This is a genomic window from Yinghuangia sp. YIM S10712 (genome assembly GCF_051388935.1).
GTDB lineage: Bacteria > Actinomycetota > Actinomycetes > Streptomycetales > Streptomycetaceae > Yinghuangia.
In genome coordinates, this window is record NZ_JBPKBI010000001.1 from 307,942 (window position 1) to 330,608 (window position 22,667).

Here is a 22,667-nt window from a genome sequence, read left to right on the forward strand (position 1 = left end):
TTCCATGCGCAGCTGCGCGGCGCCACCGGAAATCTGTCCGCGCCAAGGATGTGCTGCTGCAGATGCTGACAGGCCCCAACACGTTCGCCATCGCAGTGGGCGCGCCGGACTCATCTGCCGGCGGAGGCCGTTGACGCTCCGTGGGGCATCCCGAGGTCTCGGTTCGGGCGGCCCTGGCGGACAACCCTTTGTTTCGGATCGGGTGCGTTCGGTGCGGAACGAAAGCCTCGGTGTGCGGCTGACCTTGGCGACCGCCTCGAGCCCTGCTGGTCGACCGCAGGCTGTACTCGGCTCCGGCATACTCGTATTCATCCGTGTCTTCGACGGCTCGCCCCGGGGATCTGTCGGAGGCGAAGCGCCGCAGCCGAGGCCCCGTAGTGCTGGGTGGGGTCTCGGCCGCGAGCGGGCGTGGTGGATTAGTAGGGGTAGGCCGCGACGGCTCCGGTGGCGGCGGTCCAGGTGATGTAGCCGCCTTGGAAGTTGGTGCGTTTGCCGCCAGGGATGTCGAATTCGTTGGTGGTGGGGTAGCCGAGCCAGCTGGTTTCCCAGCCGAGGTGGGCCCAGTGGGTGCGGATGGAGCCGTAGACGGCCCACGCGCCGGTGGTCGGGGTCCAGTAGACGGAGGCGTTGTTGGTGAAGTGGTTGAAGCGGCCTATGCCGTCGGGGGTGGCGGTCTCGTCGGTGGTGGGGTAGCCGAGGAAGGCTTCCCAGCCGAGGAGTGCCCAGCGGTCCTTGATGGAGCCGCCGATCTGGTGGGCTCCGCTGGCGGGTGACCAGTAGATGGACATGGCGGTGGTGAAGTGGTTGTAGCGTCCGACGCCGTCGGGGGTGGCGGTTTCGTCGGTGGTGGGCCAGCCGAAGAAGGAGAGGCCGCCGCGTTCGGCGAACTTGAGGTAGATGTCGCCGAAGACGTAGTACGGCGTTGATCCTTGGCGGGCGTAGAGGCCGCCCCATTGGAAGGTGGTGGACCAGCCGCCGTTTTCGGTGATCTCGTCGCCGGTGGGGTAGCCGAGGGGGCTGGTTTCCCAGCCGAGGGAGGACCACCGGTCGCGGATGCCGCCCTTGATGTAGTGGGCGCCGGTGGTGGGGGTCCAGTAGATGGAGGCGTTGTCGACGGCCTGGCCGGGGTTGCGGAAGTGGGCGAACTTGCCGATTCCGTCGGGGGTTCCGGTGGTGTCGGTGGCGGGGAGGCCGATGACGGCGGGGCCGCCGAGGTCGAGGTATTTGGTCAGGATGGGTCCGCACAGTTGCCTTGTGCCGCCGGTGGCGCCGGGGTAGGTCTGGCAGAAGTCCATGGAGTCGCCGCCGAGGTTGGAGCGGGCGCCGATCTTGTTTCGGTTGGTGGGGTTGCCGGCGTAGAGCCAGCGGACGCCGGCGTTGTCGGTGGCCCACAGGTCGGGGATGCCGTCGGCGGTGACGTCGGGGATGGCGGTGAGCTGGGGCATGGCGGTGGTGGGGAAGCCGCTTGCGGCGTATTCGACGTCGCGTACGGGGGTGCCGAGGGACGCGAGGTCGATTCCGGCGCCGGCTTTGACGCCGGGGCGCAGGGTGAGTTTGCCGGTGGCTGTGTCGCGGATGAGCAGGTCGAACCCGCCGTCGCCGGTGATGTCGGCGGCGCCGTGGATGGTCCGGTTCGTGATGGTGCCGGTGGCGATTTTGCGTGCGGTCAGGACGGTCGCGCCGGTGTAGCCGTCGAACGCCCACAGGTCGGTTCCGGCGACGGCGAGGAAGTCGGCTTTGCCGTCTCCGGTCGCGTCTCCGATCGCGAGGAGCTGGGTGAGGGCGTTGGGCGCGGGTGCGCCTGCGGGCAGGAGGAGTTCGATGCGGGCGGCGGTGTCGATGGCGCCGCGGCCGTTGCCGGGGTAGACCCACAGTTTTCCGTCGGGCATGCGGGCGACGATGTCCTGGAATCCGTCGGCGCCCCAGATGTCGCCGTGGTAGGTGGTCAAAGCGTTCTTGAAGTAGTCGTCGGGGACCTGGGGCACACCCGCGTTGCCGCTGCCGTCGTCGGTGCGCGTCGCGTCGATGGGCTGGTTCAGGCGTCCGCCCGAGGAGGACGGGAAGATCCGGAGTTTGCCGTTCGCGTCGACGTGGGCGAGGTCGGGTTTCTGGTCGCCGGTGAAGTCCATCGGCCCGTCGACCTGGTCGCGGGGTTCGACGAAGAAGCTGTAGACCGTCTCGCGGGACGTGTTGCCGACGTCGTCGATGGCCTTGACGTACAGGTTGACCGGCCCTGCGTGCGCGGGGATGTGCTTGATCGTGGCGGTGCCGCCGGGGGTCGTGGCCCGGACGCGGCCCTGGTAGTTGTTGACGTCGAAGCTGTAGGCGTACTCGATGGTGTCGCTGGTGCCGTTGGCGCCGAAGGTGAAGGTGCCGAGGGTGCCGTATTCGGCGCCTTCCGGCCATGCGGCGTCGTTGCCGGCCGGGTACTGGGCGGAGCTCACCGAGGGGGCGCTCGGGGCGGACTTGTCGATGGTGAACCGGCACGGGTTCTCCTCGCCGCCCGGCGCCCAGACGTCGGGAGCCCAGGCTCCGGACCAGTCGTGCGGGCGCATGCTGTACGCGTAGACGCCGTTGGTCAGCTGGTGGTGGTAGATCCGGAAGTCGAACCATCCGTTGCCCATCAGCGGCGCCCAGCCGTCGTAGACACGCGCGCCGGTCGTCTCGTTCCACACCCGCAGGAACACGTCCCGCAGGTCGCCGTCGGGGTCGGCGTTGTGGGCGCTGATGACGACGTCGTTGTTCGCGATGCTCACACTCGCATCGGTGCGGCACGCCCCGCCCGGGGTGGTCCGGATGGCGCCGGACGGCCAGGGGGGCCGGTTGTAGACGATCTCGATGCTGGGGTTGACCGCGAACTTCTTCCAGGCGTAGGTGTCCGCCTCGTTCGCGGCCTTGAGCACGAACGTGATGTCGCCCCAGCGCCCGTCACGCGCGCGGCTGGCCGCGTCGAGGGTGTTGAACGCGAGGTAGTCCCCGGGGCAGGACGCGTTGTAGCCCTTCGCGGCGTTGATGCTCTGCTGCAGGACACCGGGGGCGGGCTTGTTCGCCCACGTGGTGCCTTCACTGATCGGGCCGGTCAGGTGCAGGTCCACCGGCTTCGCCTGGCACGACCAGGCATGGGTCTCCAGGATCCGGAACGTGGACGAGAAGATCGTGGCTCCGGCCAGCAGGTTCGGGTCGAAGCTCATGCGGAAGAACGACTGCGAGGTGCCGTTGGTGTCGTTCTCGTGGCCGACACGCGCGGTGGTCGTTCCGCCGTTGAAGTTCGCACCCATCCAGAACGACTTGGTCGGGTACGTCTTGTACGCCAGCGTCCACCCGGCCTGGTGCGAGAAGAACGACGGGTCCACGAACACCGGGAACACGGTCTCCGGGCCGGTCAACAGGCTCTGATCCGGAGTCAGCCGCAGCTTGTCACCGTCGAGACGCGCGGCGACCACCGCGTCCCGGGTGCCCGGCTCAGGACCTCCCAGACCCGGCAGCGCCAACGTGCCGGACGTCGGCGGTGCCGTAGGTGCCGGGGACGCGGGAGCCGCCGAGGGGGAGCCCGATGCCGATGCCGATGCTGATGCCGCCGCAGCCGCTGACGCGGCGTCAGCAGCGAGCACTGCTTGGTGCTCGGCCCAGTGGCTTCCCGGCGCGTGGCCGGAGGAATCCCACATGAACGGCGTCGGAGACGCGGCGACCATGGTGCCCGCCGCGTCGACCGCGCGGGTGACACCGGACTCCGCGTCGTGGGCGAACGACAGCTCCGCTGAACTGAGTTGGTACGCGAGCTCGGCGACCTGCGGGTTCGCCGCCGCGTCGCGCGTCTTGACGACAAGGACCTGGGAGAAACCGCCGTCCCGCGCGGTCAACACCAGGTCGACACCCGGAAACACCTCCGGATACAGCGCCTGATCCCCGAACACCTGCGCCTGCGGCAGCGGCCCGTTCGGCCACAACAGCGTGAACGACTTACCTTCCGACCCGGTCATGCGAAGCAACGCGCCCGGTGGCAACTCCGCCTGCCCGTCCGCGAGTTCAGATGCGGACGACGCGGTGGAGGAGGGGGACGGCGTCGCGGCCTGCGGTGTCGACGCGGTCGGGGCCGGAGTCTCCACGGGGATCGTCGGGCTCGCCGCAGCGGCGGGAACCGACGGTTCCGGTGCCGGGGGCTCGGCCGCGGCCGGGAGCCGTCGCGGTGCCTGGTGCGCGGACGGGGCGGCGGACTGTACGGACGTCCCGCCCGCGCTGAAAACCAGCTTCGTCGTGGTCGCCTTCGGAGCGAACCCGCCGGCGACAGGCGCCAGCGTGGTGTCGATGTCCCGCCAGATGCCGTCCACCTTGGTCCGGATCGGCGACACGTGCTGGGTCCAGGTGAAACTGCCGTCCGGATTCGCCGTGGTCGTGCTCGTCGGCGTCAACGACGTCTCGACCCGCACCGGATGACCGCTCTCCCGGGCCTGCCGCTGGGCCTCATCCTCGTTCACCGGCACCGGACCCGCCGAAGCCGGCCGCTTGTGGCCGCCGTCGTCGACCAGCACGACCAGTGTCCCGGCTCCCAACGCGGCGGCGACCGCCGCCGCGACCAGGGACCCGGCCCGCTTGCGCGGCCATTTCCCAAGCCATCGAAAACGCTCGGCCGACTCCGACACCTTTTGCCCCCTTCAACCGCGAACGGTCAGCCGAAAACCAGCCGCCGCCGACCAAAAACCCCACCACCCGCCGCCCCGGGCAACCGGAAAACGGCACAGCCGACCAGCGCCCGGAACTGCACACGGCAAGACGCATCCGGGCGCGGATGTGCGGCAGACAGCATGGCCCACGACAACCGCACCGGCATATCCCTGTGTCGACATTTGATTGGCGATGATGCTCGCGACGGGGGGCGACGGCACCGGGTGGCCATGCGGCCGATCTGCGTGTTTACCGCGCGTAGCAGGAGACGATGGCGTCAATATGTCCCAAATAAAGGAAAAGATGGTGATCAACTTGACCTTTTTTGATTGCTTTGAAGATGCCTGGTGATCTTTGAAAACGTAAGAAGCTGATTTGATGCCTCCACAAGCTGGGCATGCGAGTAACCCTCCATGGCGCAGATCACATCCGCGCCTTTCCCGGCCCCAGCTATTGCTTTCTAATCGACTTACCGGCAAGGATCAGCGCCACTCGGTGGGTGCGGGGACATTCGTTGTGTCCGCGTTTTTTGGGGGCTTATCCACGTGTTCAATCTGGGTGGGGTACGTCGGCGCGGCCTGCGGCGTTTCGTCGACGGAGGCACGCGCGAGGTCAACCGACCGATGCGCATGCTCGCGGTGTCCACAGCGGCGCTGCTGGTGGTGACACTCGCGCCGGCACAGGCGATGGCGGGGCGGGGTGATCCGGCGCGCAGCGACGTCGACCTGCCCGAGCTGCAGCAGGAGACACCGGTTCCCGGCGCTGACAGCACCGAGTCCTTCCAGATGCCGGTCGCCCCGGGCACACAGATCGAGTACGCCCCGGATCGGATCACCCCGATCGACGGCGCCACCGACCAGATCATCCTCGGCGACAGCGGCACTGCCCAGGCGCGCACAGCCGCCGCAGCCGACGAGCCTGCCACCGGCAGGCAACAGGTCGCATCTCTGCCGCTTTGGATCGGGCCCGCGCGGAGCGAAACCCCCACCGCAGCAGAGGGGTTCACTGCTACGCAGACGACGACCGGGGCTTCGGGTACCTGGACCGTTACCGTCCCCACCCGGGCGGAGACCGAAGCCGTCGGCATCGATGGCGTGCTGATGAAGCTGGAACCGTCCCCGGACGCCACCCCCGTCGATCTGACCCTTAAGTACGAGCAGTTCGAACAGCTTTACGGCGCCGGCTGGGGGTCACGCCTGCGGCTCGTGCAGTTCCCGGAGTGCTTCCTGACCACCCCTGACGTTGCCGGGTGTTCGGACGCCACCGAAGTCGACTTCGCCAACAACGCCACCGGCAACGAGATCACGGCCACGGTCGCCGCTCCCTCGGCGCCGGCTGCGCTGCCCCTGACGGTAGCCACTGCCGCGGCGTCTTCAACCGGCGCCGTCGTGCTTGCCGCGACCGGCGGTGAGTCCGGCGACGTCGGCGACTACAAGGCGACCTCGCTTCAACCGACCGGCAAATGGACCGCAGGCGGTTCATCCGGAAACTTCTCCTGGTCCTACCCGATCGACGTCCCGCCGGTCGCAGCCGGTCCGAAACCAGCCGTCTCGCTGGACTACTCATCGCAGTCGGTGGACGGCCGCACCTCGACCACCAACAACCAGGCCTCGTGGGTCGGCGACGGCTGGGACTACCACCCCGGCTTCATCGAACGCACCTACCGAAGCTGCGCCGACGACAAGACCGGAAGCAACACCACCAAGGACACCGGCGACCTGTGCTGGGGCAGCGAGAACGCCGTCATGTCCCTGAACGGCACCACCGTGCCGCTAGTCAAGGACAACACCACCGGGGTGTGGAAACCCGTCAGTGACAACGGCACCCGGGTCGAGCAGAAGTTCGGCGCGGACAACGGCGACGACAACGGCGAGTACTGGCTGGTCACCACCCCGGACGGCAGCAAGTACCACTTCGGCCTGAACCGCCTACCGGGCTGGGCGTCGGGGAACCCGACCACCGACTCGGTGTTCACCGTCCCGGTGTTCGGCAACCAGGCGACTGAACCCTGCCACCAGGCCGCCTACGAGAACTCCGCCTGCACCCAGGCCTGGCGGTGGAACCTCGACTACGTCGAGGACACCCATGCCAACGCCATGGCCCTGTACTGGAAGCAGGAGAAGAACCACTACGCCCAGGCCGGCAAGACCGACCAGCCGAAGGCGTACGTGCGCGGCGGATGGCTGGACCGCATTGAGTACGGCCTGCGTTCCGACTCTGTCTACAGCCGCCCAGCCCCGGCCAAGGTCACCTTCGTCGTCGACGAACGCTGCCTGCGCACCCCGGAGTTTGATTGCTCGGACGCGAAGTTCACCAAGCACAGCACCGACGGCCTGCACTGGCCCGACGTCCCCGTCGACTCGCTGTGCAAGGACACCGGCAAGTGCTACATGGCCGGGCCGACGTTCTGGACCCGCAAGTGGCTGGCCACCATCAGGACCGAGGTCGCCACCGCCTCTGGCGGGAACACATACCGCCCCATCGACTCGTTCGAGCTTAAGCACAACTTCCTCGACTCGCGCGTGGACACCAACCCGCCCGCGTGGCTGGACTCGATCCGCCGCACCGGCCACGCGGACGACGGCGCCATCGCCTCGCTGCCGCCGGTCACCTTCCACGCCAACGCCGTGAACATGCCAAACCGGCAGACCGGCCTAGGTGACCCCCGCCCGCCGTTTGTGCGGCTGCGTGTCGAAAAGATCTTCACCGAGACGGGCGGCGGCATCACCGTCACCTACTCGACGCCCGATCCGGTGTGCAGCCCCGGGGCCACCAAACCCCTGCCGGAGGCAAATACTTCGCGTTGTTTCCCGGCCTACTGGGCGCCTGACAGCGAAGACGACCCAAAGATCGAGTGGTTCAACAAGTACGTCGTCGAGAAAATCACCGAAGAAGACTTCGTTGCCAAGGCACCGCCCGTCACGACTGAGTACCGCTACCTCGACGGCGCCGCCTGGGCCAAGGACGACAATGAGTTCGCCAAACCGACAGAACGCACCTGGAGCGAATGGCGCGGCTACGCACGCGTCCAAACCGTCACGGGCAAGACCAACGCGAACGAAGGGACCACTGCCGGACTGACCGAGAACCGCTACTTCCGCGGCATGCACGGTGATCCGCTGCCCAGCGGTACCCGTAGCGTTCAGGTCAAGGATTCGGCAGGCGTTGTGGTCGCGGACGACCTGCCGCCCTACCAGGGCACAGCCGCCGAAACGATCGTGTACGCCGGAGACGGGCTGGGGATTGTCTCGCGTGAGGTGACTACTCCTTGGTCACGTCTTTCCGCGACGCAGCACCGTGTCGACGCGCCGGATCTCAGGGCGTACAAGAGCGCCACGTCGGGAACCCGTAAGGTCGAAACGGTCAGCACTGGCACAAGGACCGTCGAATCACGGACGATCGAGTTCGACGAGACGCTTGGACTACCGACACGCGTCGAGGCCCTCGGCGACGCCCAGAAGCCGAACGACGAGACCTGCACGGTAACCTCGTATCTGACGAATTCTGCGTCCAACATCGTCGGAGTGGTCGACCGTATTCGGTCGACCGCGACGGACTGCGCAAGCGCTGATTCCGCGACGCCCGACCTGGTGCTCTCGGACAATCGCACGGCCTACGACGGTCAGGCATTCGGCGTTGCCCCTCTGCGGGGGGATGCCACCAGCACCGAGGCGATCAGCGCGGACGGGACCGGACGAGTCCCGGACGGGACCACGGAGTACGACGCGTTCGGTCGCGTCGTGAAGTCCGTGGACGCGGACGGCAACCCGACGACCACGGCATACACCCCAGCGACAAACGACCCGCCGACCCAGATCGTCGTGTCCAATGCCCTCGGGCATGCGACGACCACCACCTTCGATGTTGGGCGCGGGCTGCCGCTGGCCAAGTCCGACCCGAATGCGCGGTACACCACGTCGGCCTATGACCCACTCGGGCGCCTTGTCAAGGTCTGGATGCCCGAGCGGTCGATGGGCGACCAATCGCCAAGCCTTGAGTACAGCTATTCCGTCACAGCCGACAGGATGACTGTCGTCACCTCCCTGGCACTCAAGGACGATGGCACCTACAGCGTCGGCAAGACCTTTTACGACGGGCTTCTGCGCACACGCCAGACTCAGAACGAGGCCGTCGGCCCCGGACGAGTGATCACGAGCACCGAGTACAACGGGAACAACCTGCCCCGTAGGGAGGACGCGAAATACTTCGCTCCCGGGCAACCGAGTGACATCCCGTACCAGCCCACGTCGTTGACGCAAATTCCGATGTGGACGGAGACGCGGTACGACGGCCTCAACCGGGCCACGCAGGTTCAGACCTGGCACGCCGGTCAGCTCTGGACCACTGCGGAACGCCGATACGGCGGCGACTACGTCATCGATATACCGCCAGGCGGGTCGATCTCGACGCGGGTGTGGACCGACGCACTGGGTCGGGACGTCAAGCGGGACCAGTACACCGACGCGGGTCGCACGACGTTCACAGAGACGAAGTACGAGTACGACCGCCGGGGCAACCCATCACGGATGATCGACGCCGACGGCAACGTCTGGACGTACGAGTACGACGCCCGTGCGCGCCGGATCGCAACCACCGATCCCGACAAGGGTCGCTCGACCTACACCTACGACAGCGCTGGACGCACCCTCACATCCACCGACTCGCGCGGCGTGACGCTGGCGCGGACGTACGACGCGCTCGGGCGGCAAACGAGCCTTCGGACGGGCAGCGCGGCTGGTCCCCTCCTCAGCGAGTGGACGTATGACGCGGAAGCGTCGAAGGGTTTGCTGAAAGCGGCGACGCAGTACACCAACGGCTCGCCTTACGTCGAAGAAATCACCGGCTATGACCTCGCCTACCGGGTCACCGGGCGCACGATCAGGATTCCCGCTGCCGAAGGCAGCTTGGCCGGTGACTACAACTACGGCTACACCTACACGGCTGCGGGGGCTCCCAAGGAGGTCAAGCTTCCCGCTGCCGGCGGACTGCCACAGGAGACGGTGGTCTTCAGGTACAACTCCGCCGGTCTGCCGATCAGCACATCGGGGCGTGACTGGTACACGTCCGACATCACGTACGACCCATACGGCAATGTCCTGCGCAGCATGTCAGGCAGCGCGCCCAACCGTCTGTGGACGACGAACTTCTACGACGAGTCCACAGGTGAGCTCACGAAGACGTCGAACCACGTCGAGGCGTCGCCCTACTGGATCGGCGACACGCACTACGGGTATGACAAATCCGGCAACATCACCTACCTGAAGGACCGTTCCCCGGGAGCTTCCGCAGGCCAGGTGATCGAAGACGTCCAGTGCTTCAACTACGACGCACGGCGAATGCTCACGCAGAACTGGACATCGACCAACCAGTGCGCCACCGGACCGGTGCCCGGAGCCGGTGGAACTGTCGGCGGGCCGGACCCGTACTACGTCTCGTACACCTACGACGACACAGGGAACCGACTCACCGAAAAGCGCCACGACCCGGCAGGCAATTCCTCCAAGGACACGCTGCGGACATTCAACTATGCCCAGCCGGGCCAAGGGAGCACCCACCAGTTGTCGTCTGTGACGACGTCGGACGAGCTTGGGACGCGTACTGCGGCGTTCACGTATGATTCTGCGGGCAATACGAAGACCCGCTCGGTCCAGGGCGGCACCCAGAACCTCGACTGGGACGAGAACGGCCGGCTCCGCCAGGTCGTAGACCCGCAGGCCGGGACCAGCGATTTCGTATACGACGCGGACGGCAACCGTCTGCTCCGACGCACACCGCAGGGCACCACCCTCTTTCTCGGCGAGACCGAGGTCACCCGCGCTGGCAACGGGTCGCTTTCCGCTCGTCGTTACTACGCACAGCACGGTGCCCACACCGTCGTCAGGTCGGTCGGCGGCACGAACACCCTCACCGTCATGGTCACCGACCAAGACGAGACCTCGCTAGTCGCCGTCGGGCTCAGCGCGGGCATGCCGGTCGACCGACGCAAGATGACAGCGTTCGGTGAGACCCGCGGCGCGGCGCCCGTCAACTGGCCGGACAACAAGGGTTTCGTCGGTGGTGAAACCGACCAGACGACGGGGCTCACACACCTGGGGGCTCGTGAGTACGACCCCCAACTCGGACGCTTCATATCCGTCGACCCGGTCATTGACTCGGGGGATCCGCTCCAGCTCCACCCGTATATATACGGCTACAACAACCCGCTGTACTTCTCGGATGCCAATGGGCTCTGGGGAATGCCCAAATGGGCGAAGAAGGCTGTCAAGGCGGTGCAAAAGGTAGCGCCTGTCGCACACGTCGTCCTCGACGTAGCAGGAATGGTGCCGGTTGTCGGTGAGGCAGCTGACCTCGCCAATGCCGCACTGTACGCCGCGGAGGGGGACTGGCAGAACGCCGCAATCTCCGCAGCGGGCGCAATACCGATAGCTGGCAACGTCGCAACGACGTATCGCCTTGCCGATAATGCCGTCGATGCCTCGCGAACCGTTGCCGCCAAAGCACCGTCGCCGGCCATGATGCCGAAGAAGAAGTATGTTCGCCCCGCTCCTGTCAAGCGTCCTGAGCCGGCAGAGCGCACGGAGAACGAAGATCCGAAAGATCGGTATGTCTGGCTCTACCACGGCACAACGACGGCAGGGCTCGACAGCATCCTCGAGAACGGCATCGACCCGACATACCAGGAACGCAACCCACCCAAGGGTGGCTTGGACTTCGGTCCCGGGTTCTACGTCACCGAAAACCGAACGCAGGCCGAAGACAGAGCACGTGCGGCGGCACGTTCTGGTGGAGAGCCCGTTGTCCTCGCATTCCGTGTGCCAAAGGCTCAGCTTGAGATGTACAAGCACGAGAGCCTAAAGGAGTCTGATCCTCGGCTGACCGAAATCGTCGACCGCGGGCGAGCCAATAAACCGGTGGGCGGAGGGAACGACTACATAGAAGGCCCAATGCTCGGAAACCCGAGAGAATATGCTGCGGGTGCCAGGGCAAATTGGTGGGGTCACCAAATCGCCGTCCTGACCAGCAGATTGGCAAGCGCGTTGATGAAGTGGTTCGTGGGCTACTACCGGGTGTACTAGAAAACCGTGTGGTAGACCTGCCTGCGGTCCTCGTCTGGGCGCGACCCCGCGCCCAGACGAGGACCGAACAGACTTCGAGTTAGCCTGAATCTTTCGCGATGGGCCGTCAGTGAGCTGACGGCCCATCGGTGTTGTTGTGGGCATTGTGTTTCGACTCTGAACGGCTGTGGCAGGCTTCGCCCTCGGCCTACTCGCCTGAATGCCGATGCTCGCCCGGAGAATCATGGAACCCGGCGTCCACCCGGCACGACAAGTTGGACGGTCGCCAGCCAGACCTGGTTCGGGGCTGTGGTGTGCAACGGAAGGTTGCGCAGGCCAGTGGCGCGCTTGACGGATGCGGTCCTCAGCACAGGCCCGGAGTCGCAACTCCAAGGCGGCGATCGCGGTGTTGGGAATGTTGGTGGCGAAGCAGGTCAGGCGTGCCGTCGGCGTCGGTGATCCGCAACCGGACTTCGGGGCACGGGCGTTCATTGCGCACGATCAGCTGCGTCCCGACAGGCAATCCGTCGAGGACGTCCCCGCATCGTTCCGCGACCCACGCGCCGTCGCTGACGGGTCCATCATGCTCGAATAGATCTTGTCGGTGATGGTCATGCCGACCGACTAGGACAGCCACCGCTCACGTCGGGAGAGCCAGACGACGAACGCGTGGGTGTCACGGCTGGAATCGGTGCGGGCGAGGGTGCTACGGCTGCGGCGGTAGCGGGCGGGAAGTTGGGCGAGGGCGAGGCGAGCGACGGTTATGTGCTCGACGGCGCGTTACCTGGCCGCAGCCATATCGCGGTCGGCTCCCCGGCCCCGCCAGGTCTGTGGTCGACGAACGCGCCAGCGCGTGGTGGCCGAACATCGTCTTCCAGGTAGAGGCGGCGTCCTGCTTGTCGGCGTGCGCCAGGACCAAGACCGCGTCGACGTCCACGGTCACTCGCATCAGCAGACAGGACTGCTTACTGGCCGCGAAGAGATCGACCAGTGCGAAGAGAAGAACTCAGGTCCACGAAGCTCGCAGTTGCGGCGTGGGGCTCGAATAAGAATCCTGGAGACTGGTGTCTACCCTCTCGACGCCGGCCTCCGCAAGACGGAATACAATCTTGCGCAATGCCACGGAAATATTCTGCCAGCTGGTCTGGCTATTCAATTCGCAGTGAATCTCCATCCGGAGAGTATCGGGCGTGACCTGACGTCCTTCGACGAGCACGGCTTTTGTGATCGCGTAGTTGTAATTCTCGCTGCCTAGGGCCTCTTCGCCCAGCGCGTCACCCACAATGTCCCACACGGACTCCGTTTCTCCGGGCCAGTCGAACGCAAGCCAAATCCCCAGCGAGCCCTCTCCCATGGCCCGACCGCCAAAGCGTGGATCGCCTTCTTCCGGGAGCGGGAGAAGGATATTCCCGTCCGTTGAACCGAAACAGATTCGTCTGGCCCAATCCTCCTCATGAGTATCGAAGAGGTTATATTGCATCATCGGCCTGCTGAAATCCCAGAGGTAGGGCCGAAAGTACCTGTCAACTCGCAGAAAGGCTTCTTCTTCCGGGATCCCCAGAAGTTCCGTCATTGCGCTGCAGATATCACCAAGAAACTTATCCTGCGCGTCGTCCAACGCCGCCGCAAACCTCATTAACCCAGCCTTCTCTTCTTGCGCGAAATACACAGAGGGATACAGAAACGCGCGGTACCGGTGAAGACAGCCTCTCGTGTTCACGTTGATCGCGGACCTGCCTGCAACCGAGAAGCCAGGCCCATCTATTGCGTACAGGCCAAGGGTATCGGGGCGATCGCCACCGCGTGCTGCGGGTCGACCCGCAGATACAGAGCGCCGTATGCGGTCTTTCCTGCTGATATTCGACAAGACGCTGTCCACACACCCTCGTTCGTCGCCGACGAGATCGCCTGACACCGAACCGGGCGGTCAACGTGCTCTCGACACGCCGGGTGACGGGGGAGCTGTCGCCGTACGACTAGCGACCGACACCGTGACCGCGTGGTCGTGCGCCAGAGCCCGGCACGGGAAAACCGCTGCTCCATCGATTTCTGAGAGCACGCGAGTCGCTCTTGCTCCAGGGCGTGCGACCATCAGGGTCAAATGGGGCATTTTGGCTGCCCGCTTGCCCGCGAGGGGCCGTGGCAGGGGCTGCCATGAGCCGGCTAAAGGCCGTGGCTGCGGTGGCGCGTGCAGTAATGGCCTCACGCGCGGCCTCACGCCCTCGCGACGAGGTGACGCCACTCGGCCGCGAACGGCACGTTAATGCAGGTCAGAGGCACTTTCGCGCCTCTGACTCGGGTGGGCCGCCAGGGGATCGAACCCTGAACCCGCGGATTAAAAGTCCGCTGCTCTGCCGATTGAGCTAGCGGCCCCGGTGGGCGCGGTGGGTGGTGGGGCCACCGTGTCCAGGAGGAAGCGTACCCGGAACGTCGGCGGGATGCTTCGGGGTATTCGGTCCGGTGGGTGGGGGAGTTGCGTTCGGGGTGCGGGACGGCGGGGGTGCCGCTGCGTTTGGGGGATGCGGTCGATGCCCTGATCGCGAACGGCGCCGACGCCCCCGCCGGACACGGTGGGTGGGGAGGGGGTTGAGCGGTGGCGGGGGAGGGGTGGATCGGGGCGGGGGTGGCGGGGGTTGTGACTCTGTGCGCTGGGGGTGGCTGGGGGAGGGGAAATGTTCGGGTGAATGGGGGGAGATGTCGGAATTTTTGATTTGGCTTGGGGTGTGGAGGTGACGGTCTGTCAGGAGTTGGTAAAAGGTGTGGCGTGGTGCCATGGTCTGGGAATTTGTCGGTATGGCGAGAGGGGGTGTGTCACATTCAGTAGTATGCGACTTTTTTGAATGATCTTGTTTTAATCGCGGTATTGTTCCGGTGATGTTCTTTGGCACGTCGTATTCCTTCTTTCAGACTTCGGATACGTCGGGGGACCAGGGTCGATGGCGGGCAGGCAACGGCGTCACGTGCAAGGGGGCTCAAGGGGACACCGGAGGGTCGGTCCGGGGAATTCTCGGGATCTGCCGCATCGGCCGCCTGAAGGTGTTCCGTGGTCGGCGAATCCGCCTGGGGCGGGGGTACGCGCGGGAGCTGGGGAGCGGGGGTACGACGCGTACGCACAGGCGGACTATCGGCCGACGGTGCGGCAGGGAGCGGTACCGCAGAAGCACCGGGCCTCTGGCCTGGGAGGCCCGGGTGGTCGGGGCGGTTCGGGCGGCCCGAGTGGTTCGCGCAGGCGGGACGGGCGGGTCGACCGGAGGCGTAGGCGTTCGGGGCGTCCGCTGCCGATGCGTTCACGGCGCGGTGTCCGGCGAGGACGGGGGCGGGGGCGGGGGCGACTGTTCGCCGCGGCGGCGTTGTTGGTGGCATGCGCGGTCGGGGCGGCGTACGTCCTGGTTCACCATCGGGCCGACGAAGGCCAACGAACCGCGTCCGGCGGTCCGGTCGCGGCCGGCGCGTGTGCCGGGGAGGCGCCCGTGCGGGTCGCCGCCGTACCGGAGTTCGCGCCGGTGGCGACGGACGCCGCGCGGCGGATCAACGAGGCGCGCGGGTGTGCTGCGGTCGAGGTTCGTGCGTGGTCGGCCGCGGATCTGGTGGGGGCGCTGGGGGCCGGCTCCGCGGACGCGCCCGACGTGTGGATAGCCGATTCGTCCATGCGCCTCCAGGAGGCTGCCGCGGTGCTCGGCGACCGTGCTCCCTACCCGCTGACCGGCGCGTCCGTGGCCTACACGCCGCTTGTGGTGGCCGCTCCCGAGCAGGTCGCCGTCGCGCAGAAATGGTTCGAACGCCCGCCCGACTGGCTGACGTTGCTGAGCCGGATCGACGACCGTACGCTCCCGCGCTTCACCGTGAGCTCGCCCCGGACGACCGAGGGGCTGCTCGGTGTGGTCGCGGTGAGTGCGGCGATGGCCCAGGCCAACGCGGATCCGACGGTCGCGGCGATGAAGACGTTCGCGTTCCGCTCGAACGTCACGGATGCCGAGACCCCCGCGGCGGCTCTGCTGACGCGGTCGACGGAGGTGGCCGATCAGCGCCAGGCGCTCGACGAGATAGGCGCGTTCGTGGCGACCGAGCAGGCGCTGTGGTCCCATGGCCGGGCTCGGCCGGAGGCTGTGCCGTACGTGCCGCTGTACCCGTCCGGCACGCTCGTCGAGGCCGATTACCCCGCCGTCCTCTCGCGGGCCGCAGCCGCTGACAAGGCGACCGCGGCGCGGGCCAATGAGGTGCTCGAAGCCCTGCGTTCACCCGATGGGGTGAAGACGGTGACTGCTGCCGGGTTCCGCGGACCGGACCGGCAGCCGCCGGCGAGCACGCGGCCCGGTGTGAGGTACGCGCCCCCGACGCATGTGGCCGGACCCTCAGGCGGCGGATCCGATCCGTCGCAGGTCGTCAGGATGGTGACGGCGTGGGCGGAGTACCAGCCGATGCCGTTCCGGGTACTGCTCCTGATCGACGGCTCGGGGTCGATGAACGAACCTGTCGCCGGGCGCGCCGGCAAGACCAAAGCCGACATCATGCGCGAAGCAGCCGTCGACACCACGTTGTTGCTCGGCAGGACGACCGAGGTCGGAATTCGGCATTTCTCGGTGTCGCCGACGCAGAAAGGCCCCTGGGTGGAGCAGGTGCCCGCAGGGGCCCTCGACGGGAAGATCGGCGACAGCGCCAGACGGGACGTCGTCGTCCGGACGCTCACCGGATTCAAGGCGGAGAAAGGGGCCGGCACGCCGCTTTATCGGACTGTCCTCGACGCGGTGGTGGACGCGCAGAAGTCGTACGCTCCGGGGACGTTCAACCAAATTTTCCTGTTGACCGACGGAAAAGACGAGGACACTCCGTTCAGCATGCCGAGGGCGCAGTTTCTCGCCGAGCTTCAAAAATTGCAGAATCCGCAGAAACCACTTCCGATCTTCGCCGTCGGGTACGGCGGCAACGCCGACATGGCGACACTCACCGAGATCGCGAAGACGACGGGCGGTCTGGCGGTGCCGTCGAGTGATCCGGCGGACCTGATCAAGGCGGTCGCGCAGATCCTGGTGCATGTGCGGACGGCGGGATGATGCGGGACGCGGCGACACAGGGGCCGGTCAGGCACTCACCGGTCGTCAAATTCCGGGGCCGCCGTATCTTCAGGGGCTGTCCGGTCCGAGAAAGTCCGTTTTGAGGCCGCGGACTGGAACGTTGCCCCTTCCGAGGCCGCGCCGTCCGGCTCCTCGGGCAGGTCCGACAACGGCGGCTCCCGCAGGTCGCGTACGCCGAACCGCCCCGCCGCGACCGCCGCTCGTGCCAAGGGTGCCGGCAGCCCCGGGCCGGCGAGTGTCTCGACGTCCTCCATGCGCAGCGGGTCGCCGCATTCGGCGCACACCACCTCTGCGCGTGTCTCGCGTCCGCATGTGCGGTGGCGGAGGACGACCGGGACTCCTTCTTCGTCCGCGAGCCAGGTGTCGCCCCACGCGAGGATCGCGGTGAGCACGGGGAAGAAGTCGCGGCCCTTGGGGGTCAGGATGTACTCGTGCCGCAGTGGCCGTCCCTGATACGGCACGCGGTCCATCAGCCCTTCGTCGACGAGCCGGTTCAGACGTTGGGCGAGCACATTGCGTCCGATCCCCAGGTTGCGCTGGAATTCCTCGAAGCGGCGGCTGCCGAAGACCGCCTCGCGCAGGACGAGGGGTGTCCACCAGTCGCCCAGCAGGTCGACCGCGCGGGCGATCGAGCATGGCCAGGTGCCGAACGGAGTCCTCTTCATGCCCGAACAGTAGTGCGCCACCACTGGCTACTCGTTGGTAACCAAAGACCTGCTACCGTCGGTTCCTCTAACGAACTGAGCAGGTGGAACGCCAAGGAGGCGATCGTTGTGGCAGGCTTCGCGGCGGCGACTGCGGTGACCCCGGCGGCAAAGTCCGCTGCGGCCGAGACAGCGGAGGCGGACGCCACCGACGCAAGCGGCGTGTACGCGGTCGACCTCGATCCCGTATGGACCATCGGCGGCAAACCCAACGGCGGCTACCTGCTGGCCGCGATGGCCCGCGCAGCGCTCGCCGAGGCCGCCGCCGCGGGCTCGGCGCACGTGCACCCGGTCACCGCGAGCGCGACATATGTCGGTGCTCCGAACTCCGGAGCGGCCGAAGTGCAGGTGGAGTTGTTGCGCACCGGGCGCACGGTCAGCCAGGCCCGCGCGCGGCTGCGTCAGGACGGCCGCATATGCATCGAGGCGAGTTTCACGCTCGGCATGCTCGCCGAGGGCAGCGAGCCGTGGTGGGGGGTGAACCCGCCGGCGCCGCTGCCCGCCCCTGAACACCTGATGCGCATCCCGCCCATCGAACCGGTCAGCGGCATGACGCTGCCGATCATGGACGAAGTCGTCCTCGAACTGGACCCGGCAGGCCTGGGGTTCGCGGTCGGCGCCCCCGGCGGCACCGGCGAGTTCGCGGGGCGCGTCCGCTTCGCCGACGACCACCCGGCCGACCCCGTGGCGCTGTTGTTCATCACGGACGTGCTGCCGCCGGTCACGATGGACTTGGGCGCGTCAGGCTGGATGCCGACGTTGCAACTGACCGTCTACGTCAGGGCGGTGCCGGCGCCCGGTCCCCTGACGGTGCGTCACCACGCCCGCCTCATCGAGGGCGGCCTGATGGACGAGGTCTGCGAAATCTGGGATTCGCGGGGGCGGTTGGTCGCGCAGTCGACACAACTCGCGTCCGCACGGCTGCCGGAGTCGGGTCCGGCCGGCCGCACCGACGGTCAGGTCGCGGAGGAGACGGCGGGGCGGTGACCCGCGCGCTTCTCCCCGCCCGACGCGCGATGTTCCGCGGTCCTGCGGTCGCGAAACGGTCGGATACGCACATGAGGGGCTGTCTCCGGATCATTCCGGAGACAGCCCCTCATCAGCTCAGGCCGACGGGTCAGCTCTTCCAGCGCGGCTTGCGGTCGCCCTCGCGCCGCGGCCCGTCGTGCCGGTCGTGGCGCGGCGCGCGGTCGTACGAACGCTCCCCACGCGGACGGTCGTTGAACGGCCGGTCACTGTAAGGCCGTTCGCTGCGCGGACGGTCGCCGTACGAGGGCCGGTCGCCATACGCGGGCCGGTCGGTACGGTCGGTGCGCGGCGCGCGGTGGCCGCTGTCGTGGCGTTCGCCGCGCGCGAGGCCGGCAGGCCGTCCGCTGTCGCGGAAGCCGCTCTCACGACGCGGGCGGTCGTTGTACGAACGCTCGCCGTACGCGGGCCGCTCCCCGTACGACGGCCGGTCGTCGCGCCGCCGCCCCCGGTCGCCCCGGTCACCGCGGTCGCCCCGGTCGTAGGAGCGCTCCCCGTACCCTCGGTCGCCGTACGGCCGGTCTCCCCGCGCCGGCCGATCCCCGCGCGGCCGATCGTCGCGAGCCCGCTCCCCCGAAGCCCGCTCCCCGCGCTCGGACGAACGCTCCGTCCGCGCCGGCCGTGCCCCGTCCGCTGCCTCCTGCCGCTGCGCCGCCTCGGCAAGCTCCGCCGCCTTGCGCCGCAACTCGGCGGCCTTGGCCTTGAGTTCGACGATGCGGGCGGCGAGGCGCTCTGCTTCCTCCTCGGCCGCGACCGCCGCGTCCGCGACGGACTGGGCCTTGACCTCGGACAACGTGCGCGCGCCCGTGATGCGGCGCATCTCCGGGTCGCTGCTGCCCGTCACCCGCAGCCGCTCGGGCGCGACCCCGGCGGCTTCCATGAGCCGGTCGACGGTGCGCCGCTGGTGCGGCAGCGCGAGCGTGACAACCGTGCCCGCCTCGCCGGCCCGCGCGGTGCGACCCGCGCGGTGCAGGTAGTCCTTCGGGTCGGCGGCCGGGTCGACATGCAGCACGAGGTCGATGCCGTCGACGTGGATGCCGCGCGCGGCGACGTCGGTGGCGACCAGGACGGGCGTCTGGCCTTCCTTGAACTCGGCCAGCGTGCGCGTCCGCGCGCCCTGCGTCATACCGCCGTGCAGCGCCTCGGCACGCACCCCCGCCTCGCGGAGCTGGGCGGCCACGCGGTCGGCGCCGAACTTGGTCCGCACGAACACCATCGTGCGCCCGCGGCGGGCCGCGATCGCCGCCGTGACATAGACCTTGTCCTTCGGCTGCACCGTGAAGACGTGGTGCTCCATCGTCGTGATCGACGACGCGTGCGGGTCGACCGAGTGCGTGACGGGGTCGGTCAGGTAGCGCTTGACGATCGCGTCGACGCCGTTGTCCAGCGTCGCGGAGAACAGCATGCGCTGGCCGCCGCTCGGCACCAGGTCGAGCAGTGCGGAGACCTCCGGCAGAAAGCCCATGTCGGCCATCTGGTCGGCCTCGTCGAGCACCGCGATCTTCACCGAGTCGAGCGAGCACGCGCCGCGGTCGACGAGGTCCTGGAGGCGACCGGGCGTGGCCACGAGCAGTTCGACACCGCGTTCCAGCGCCATGATCTGACGGGGCATCGACATGCCGCCGCAGACCACCTTCATGCGCAGGTCGAGGACCCGGCCGTACGGTTCAAGCGCGTCGTGCACCTGCATCGCCAGCTCGCGGGTCGGCACGAGCACGAGCGCCAGCGGGCGCTTCGCACGCGCCTTCTGGCCACGCAGCCGGGTGATCGTCGGGAGGCCGAAGCCGAGGGTCTTGCCGGAGCCGGTACGCCCCCGGCCCAGGATGTCGCGGCCGCTCAGGGCGTCGGGGAGGGTCGCCGCCTGGATCGGGAAGGCGTGGCGCACGCCGCGGCGCTCCAGCGCCTCGACCAGCGCCTCCGGAACGCCGAGCTCCCCGAACGTCGGCCCGGCGGGCGTGGCGTCCTCGGATTCGGCAACGTCGGCGTCGTCTTCGGAGGCCGCGGTGACCTCCGTGTCGTCCGCGTCGTCGACGTCTGCCGCGTCTTCCGCGGTGGTTTCGGCGTCGTCGGCCGACACGGTGTCCGCGGTGTCGTCGGCGGCCTGCGCGACCGCGGTCTCGACGGTGTCCTCGGCGTTTTCGGTGTCTTCGACGTCGGCCGCTGCGGCGACCGTGACGTCGGTGTCGTTGTCGGCGTCCATGGGCATGGGCGTGACAGAGTCTTGGAACAACGGGGGCATGCAGAACCTTCCGAAAGACGGCACGTCGGAGGTCCGCAGCCCGGAACCGGCCACAATTTGCGACCTTCTGCTGAGCACCTGAACGAGCCTGTGAGGCGCCGCGCTTTCAAGCCGACGCCCTGAGATGAACACGAGTCGATCTATCAGCCTACAGGACATTGCTGCCCCGAATGGCTTACGGCACCGCCGGGACGCTACCGAACCCCCTGTGACCTGGTGTTTCGCAACCCGAAACGGCCCGTGGACCGACCGACGTGAGGTTCAGCGCATGCGCGTGTAGTCCACCCGCACGCCCGCGTCCTCGCGGATCACGACAAGTCGCGGACGATTCCACGACCACCGGTCCGGAAGCAAATACAACTGCCCGTCGTCACGCCGCAGCAGCCGCAGTCCCGCGTACCGGTACTTGTACGCCGAGTCCGGACCGTCGGGAGACTCGACCGTCACGCCCTGCCCGGCGGCGATACGAAGATCCCGCGCCGAGTGGACGACGACGGCGGTTCGCGTCGGAAGCTCCTCCACCATGCGCCGTGCGGTCGCGCGTCCCTCCGCCTCGGCGTAGGAACCGAGCGTCCAGAACAGGGAGAGCACGACCGTCGACGCGGTCAACACGACCGACAACGACCACGGCCGCACGCCCATTCCCGTCTCGCGCCGATGCGCGCCCAACTGACGCGAGATCAGCACGCCGTACGCCGACACCAGCACGCCGACAGTCAGCGCCCCCGGCAGCAGCACAGGCCACCGGTCGGCCCCGCCCGGCCACCCGAAGGCCATCGCCCAAGCCGCCGCGGGCACCGCGAACCAGGCGCACCGCAAGACCCACGACAGGCGGACGGCCGCACGCCGCCGACGACGCAGGCGGACGACCAGGCGGGGGTGGGCCATGCGTACCGCGAGCAGCGCCGCGAAGACCGCCAGCATCGGACGGTCGAGGGTGTCGATGCCGCGGACCAGATACTCCTGCGCACTGAAGCCGAGCACTTCTTCGTCGAACCCCAGGTAATCGGCGATCGCCGCGCTGCGCGCCCAACCGAAATAGAGCACCAGCGCGACGAGCACGAGAGCCGGGGCGCCGAGGAGGAAGGCCGTCTCGAACGGCCCGCGGGCGCGCCGGGGTTCGGGGGCGTCCGACGGATCGAGGCGACCCGCGTCCCCGGTCTCCCGGTCGTCCGCCGCACGGCGTCCTCGTCGGGACTCCGTGGATTCCGAGGGGAGTTGCGCGGCCTCCGGAGCAGCGACCGGCATGGCGGCGATGGCGCCGGGGGAGACGTTCGCGTACGCCTCGAAGCCCGGGTAGGGGGACGGAAACGCCGACGTGCCCGGGAGCAATTGCGGCTGTGCCCACAAGGATTGGCCGACAGACTCGAACGGCTCGCCGACCGGGGGAAAGACAGGTTGGTCGGCGTTCTGCGCCACTGCCTCGACATCGCCGAAGACCCCCGCGGGGCAGCCGTCATCCTCGTCCGCGACGCCGTCATCGTCGTCGGACAGCACGTCCGCGCTCCGGGCGCGCGGCACTGCCGCTCCCGTGACGTACGCGGCCCCGAAGCCCGAGGCGTCGTCGAGAAAGTCGTCGAGGTCGACATCGTCCGGGTCGTACTGCGGAGCGAACTCCGGGACATCCTCCTCGTCGTTCTCCTCGTCGTCTCGCAGCGCATCCGATAACTCATCGCCGATGGCCTCGACTTCCGAGTCGCCTGACGCCTCCTCGTCCACGTCCTTTGGCCCGGCCTCGACCGCGTCCGAGTCACCCCCGACATCCTCGTGCTCGTCCCCGCCGAAAGTGGTCCACGTGCCGACGCGCAGTGGCGGCTCGGCCCGCCCGGGCCGGGCACCTGCCGGTGCCTCGAAGTCGCCCGGCGGCTCAGCGCCTTCGCCCATCGTGGTCGCCCTCCAAGCGCCGCGC

At 67.8% G+C, this 22,667-nt stretch carries 8 protein-coding genes, 1 tRNA gene and 1 pseudogene; 3 read left to right on the forward strand and 7 right to left on the reverse strand.

Going from position 1 to position 22,667, the window contains the following annotated elements; all coding sequences use genetic code 11:
• Positions 1 to 416 precede the first annotated feature (416 nt).
• Positions 417 to 4,640 (reverse strand): hypothetical protein, encoded by a 4,224-nt coding sequence (locus tag ACRX5W_RS01505; protein WP_436786041.1) that lies wholly within the window; start codon positions 4,638 to 4,640, stop codon positions 417 to 419.
• A 567-nt stretch (positions 4,641 to 5,207) separates the two neighbouring features.
• Between ACRX5W_RS01505 and ACRX5W_RS01510 the strand changes: the two genes are divergently transcribed.
• Positions 5,208 to 11,738 carry an RHS repeat-associated core domain-containing protein gene (locus ACRX5W_RS01510; protein WP_436786042.1) on the forward strand — a complete coding sequence of 2,177 codons (6,531 nt, stop codon included), beginning with the start codon at positions 5,208 to 5,210 and terminating at the stop codon, positions 11,736 to 11,738.
• Between the two features lie 245 nt (positions 11,739 to 11,983).
• Here ACRX5W_RS01510 and ACRX5W_RS01515 read toward each other — a convergent pair.
• The 3 genes and pseudogenes from ACRX5W_RS01515 to ACRX5W_RS01525 form a co-directional block, all read right to left on the reverse strand.
• Positions 11,984 to 12,663: pseudogene (locus ACRX5W_RS01515) on the reverse strand (transposase); the annotation flags it as partial.
• 60 nt (positions 12,664 to 12,723) lie between these two features.
• Positions 12,724 to 13,386, reverse strand: a complete 663-nt coding sequence (locus ACRX5W_RS01520; RefSeq protein WP_436786043.1) for a hypothetical protein — start codon at positions 13,384 to 13,386, stop codon at positions 12,724 to 12,726.
• A gap of 631 nt (positions 13,387 to 14,017) precedes the next feature.
• Positions 14,018 to 14,090, reverse strand: a tRNA-Lys gene (locus ACRX5W_RS01525).
• Positions 14,091 to 15,187: 1,097 nt separating this feature from the next.
• On the opposite strand from ACRX5W_RS01525, the gene ACRX5W_RS01530 reads away from it, so the two are divergent.
• On the forward strand, positions 15,188 to 16,768 hold the full coding sequence (locus tag ACRX5W_RS01530) for a hypothetical protein (RefSeq protein WP_436786044.1): 1,581 nt from the start codon (positions 15,188 to 15,190) through the stop codon (positions 16,766 to 16,768).
• Between the two features lie 35 nt (positions 16,769 to 16,803).
• On the opposite strand, the gene ACRX5W_RS01535 is transcribed toward ACRX5W_RS01530, so the two are convergent.
• Positions 16,804 to 17,454, reverse strand: a complete 651-nt coding sequence (locus ACRX5W_RS01535) for a winged helix-turn-helix transcriptional regulator (RefSeq protein WP_436786045.1) — start codon at positions 17,452 to 17,454, stop codon at positions 16,804 to 16,806.
• 108 nt (positions 17,455 to 17,562) lie between these two features.
• On the opposite strand from ACRX5W_RS01535, the gene ACRX5W_RS01540 reads away from it, so the two are divergent.
• The gene (locus tag ACRX5W_RS01540) at positions 17,563 to 18,480 is read left to right on the forward strand and encodes a thioesterase family protein (protein WP_436786046.1); all 918 of its coding nucleotides are present in this window, start codon (positions 17,563 to 17,565) and stop codon (positions 18,478 to 18,480) included.
• 130 nt (positions 18,481 to 18,610) lie between these two features.
• On the opposite strand, the gene ACRX5W_RS01545 is transcribed toward ACRX5W_RS01540, so the two are convergent.
• Positions 18,611 to 20,725, reverse strand: a complete 2,115-nt coding sequence (locus tag ACRX5W_RS01545; protein ID WP_436786047.1) for a DEAD/DEAH box helicase — start codon at positions 20,723 to 20,725, stop codon at positions 18,611 to 18,613.
• 294 nt (positions 20,726 to 21,019) lie between these two features.
• Positions 21,020 to 22,642: a hypothetical protein gene (locus ACRX5W_RS01550; RefSeq protein ID WP_436786048.1), complete on the reverse strand. Its 1,623-nt coding sequence runs from the start codon at positions 22,640 to 22,642 to the stop codon at positions 21,020 to 21,022.
• Positions 22,643 to 22,667: the final 25 nt, after the last annotated feature.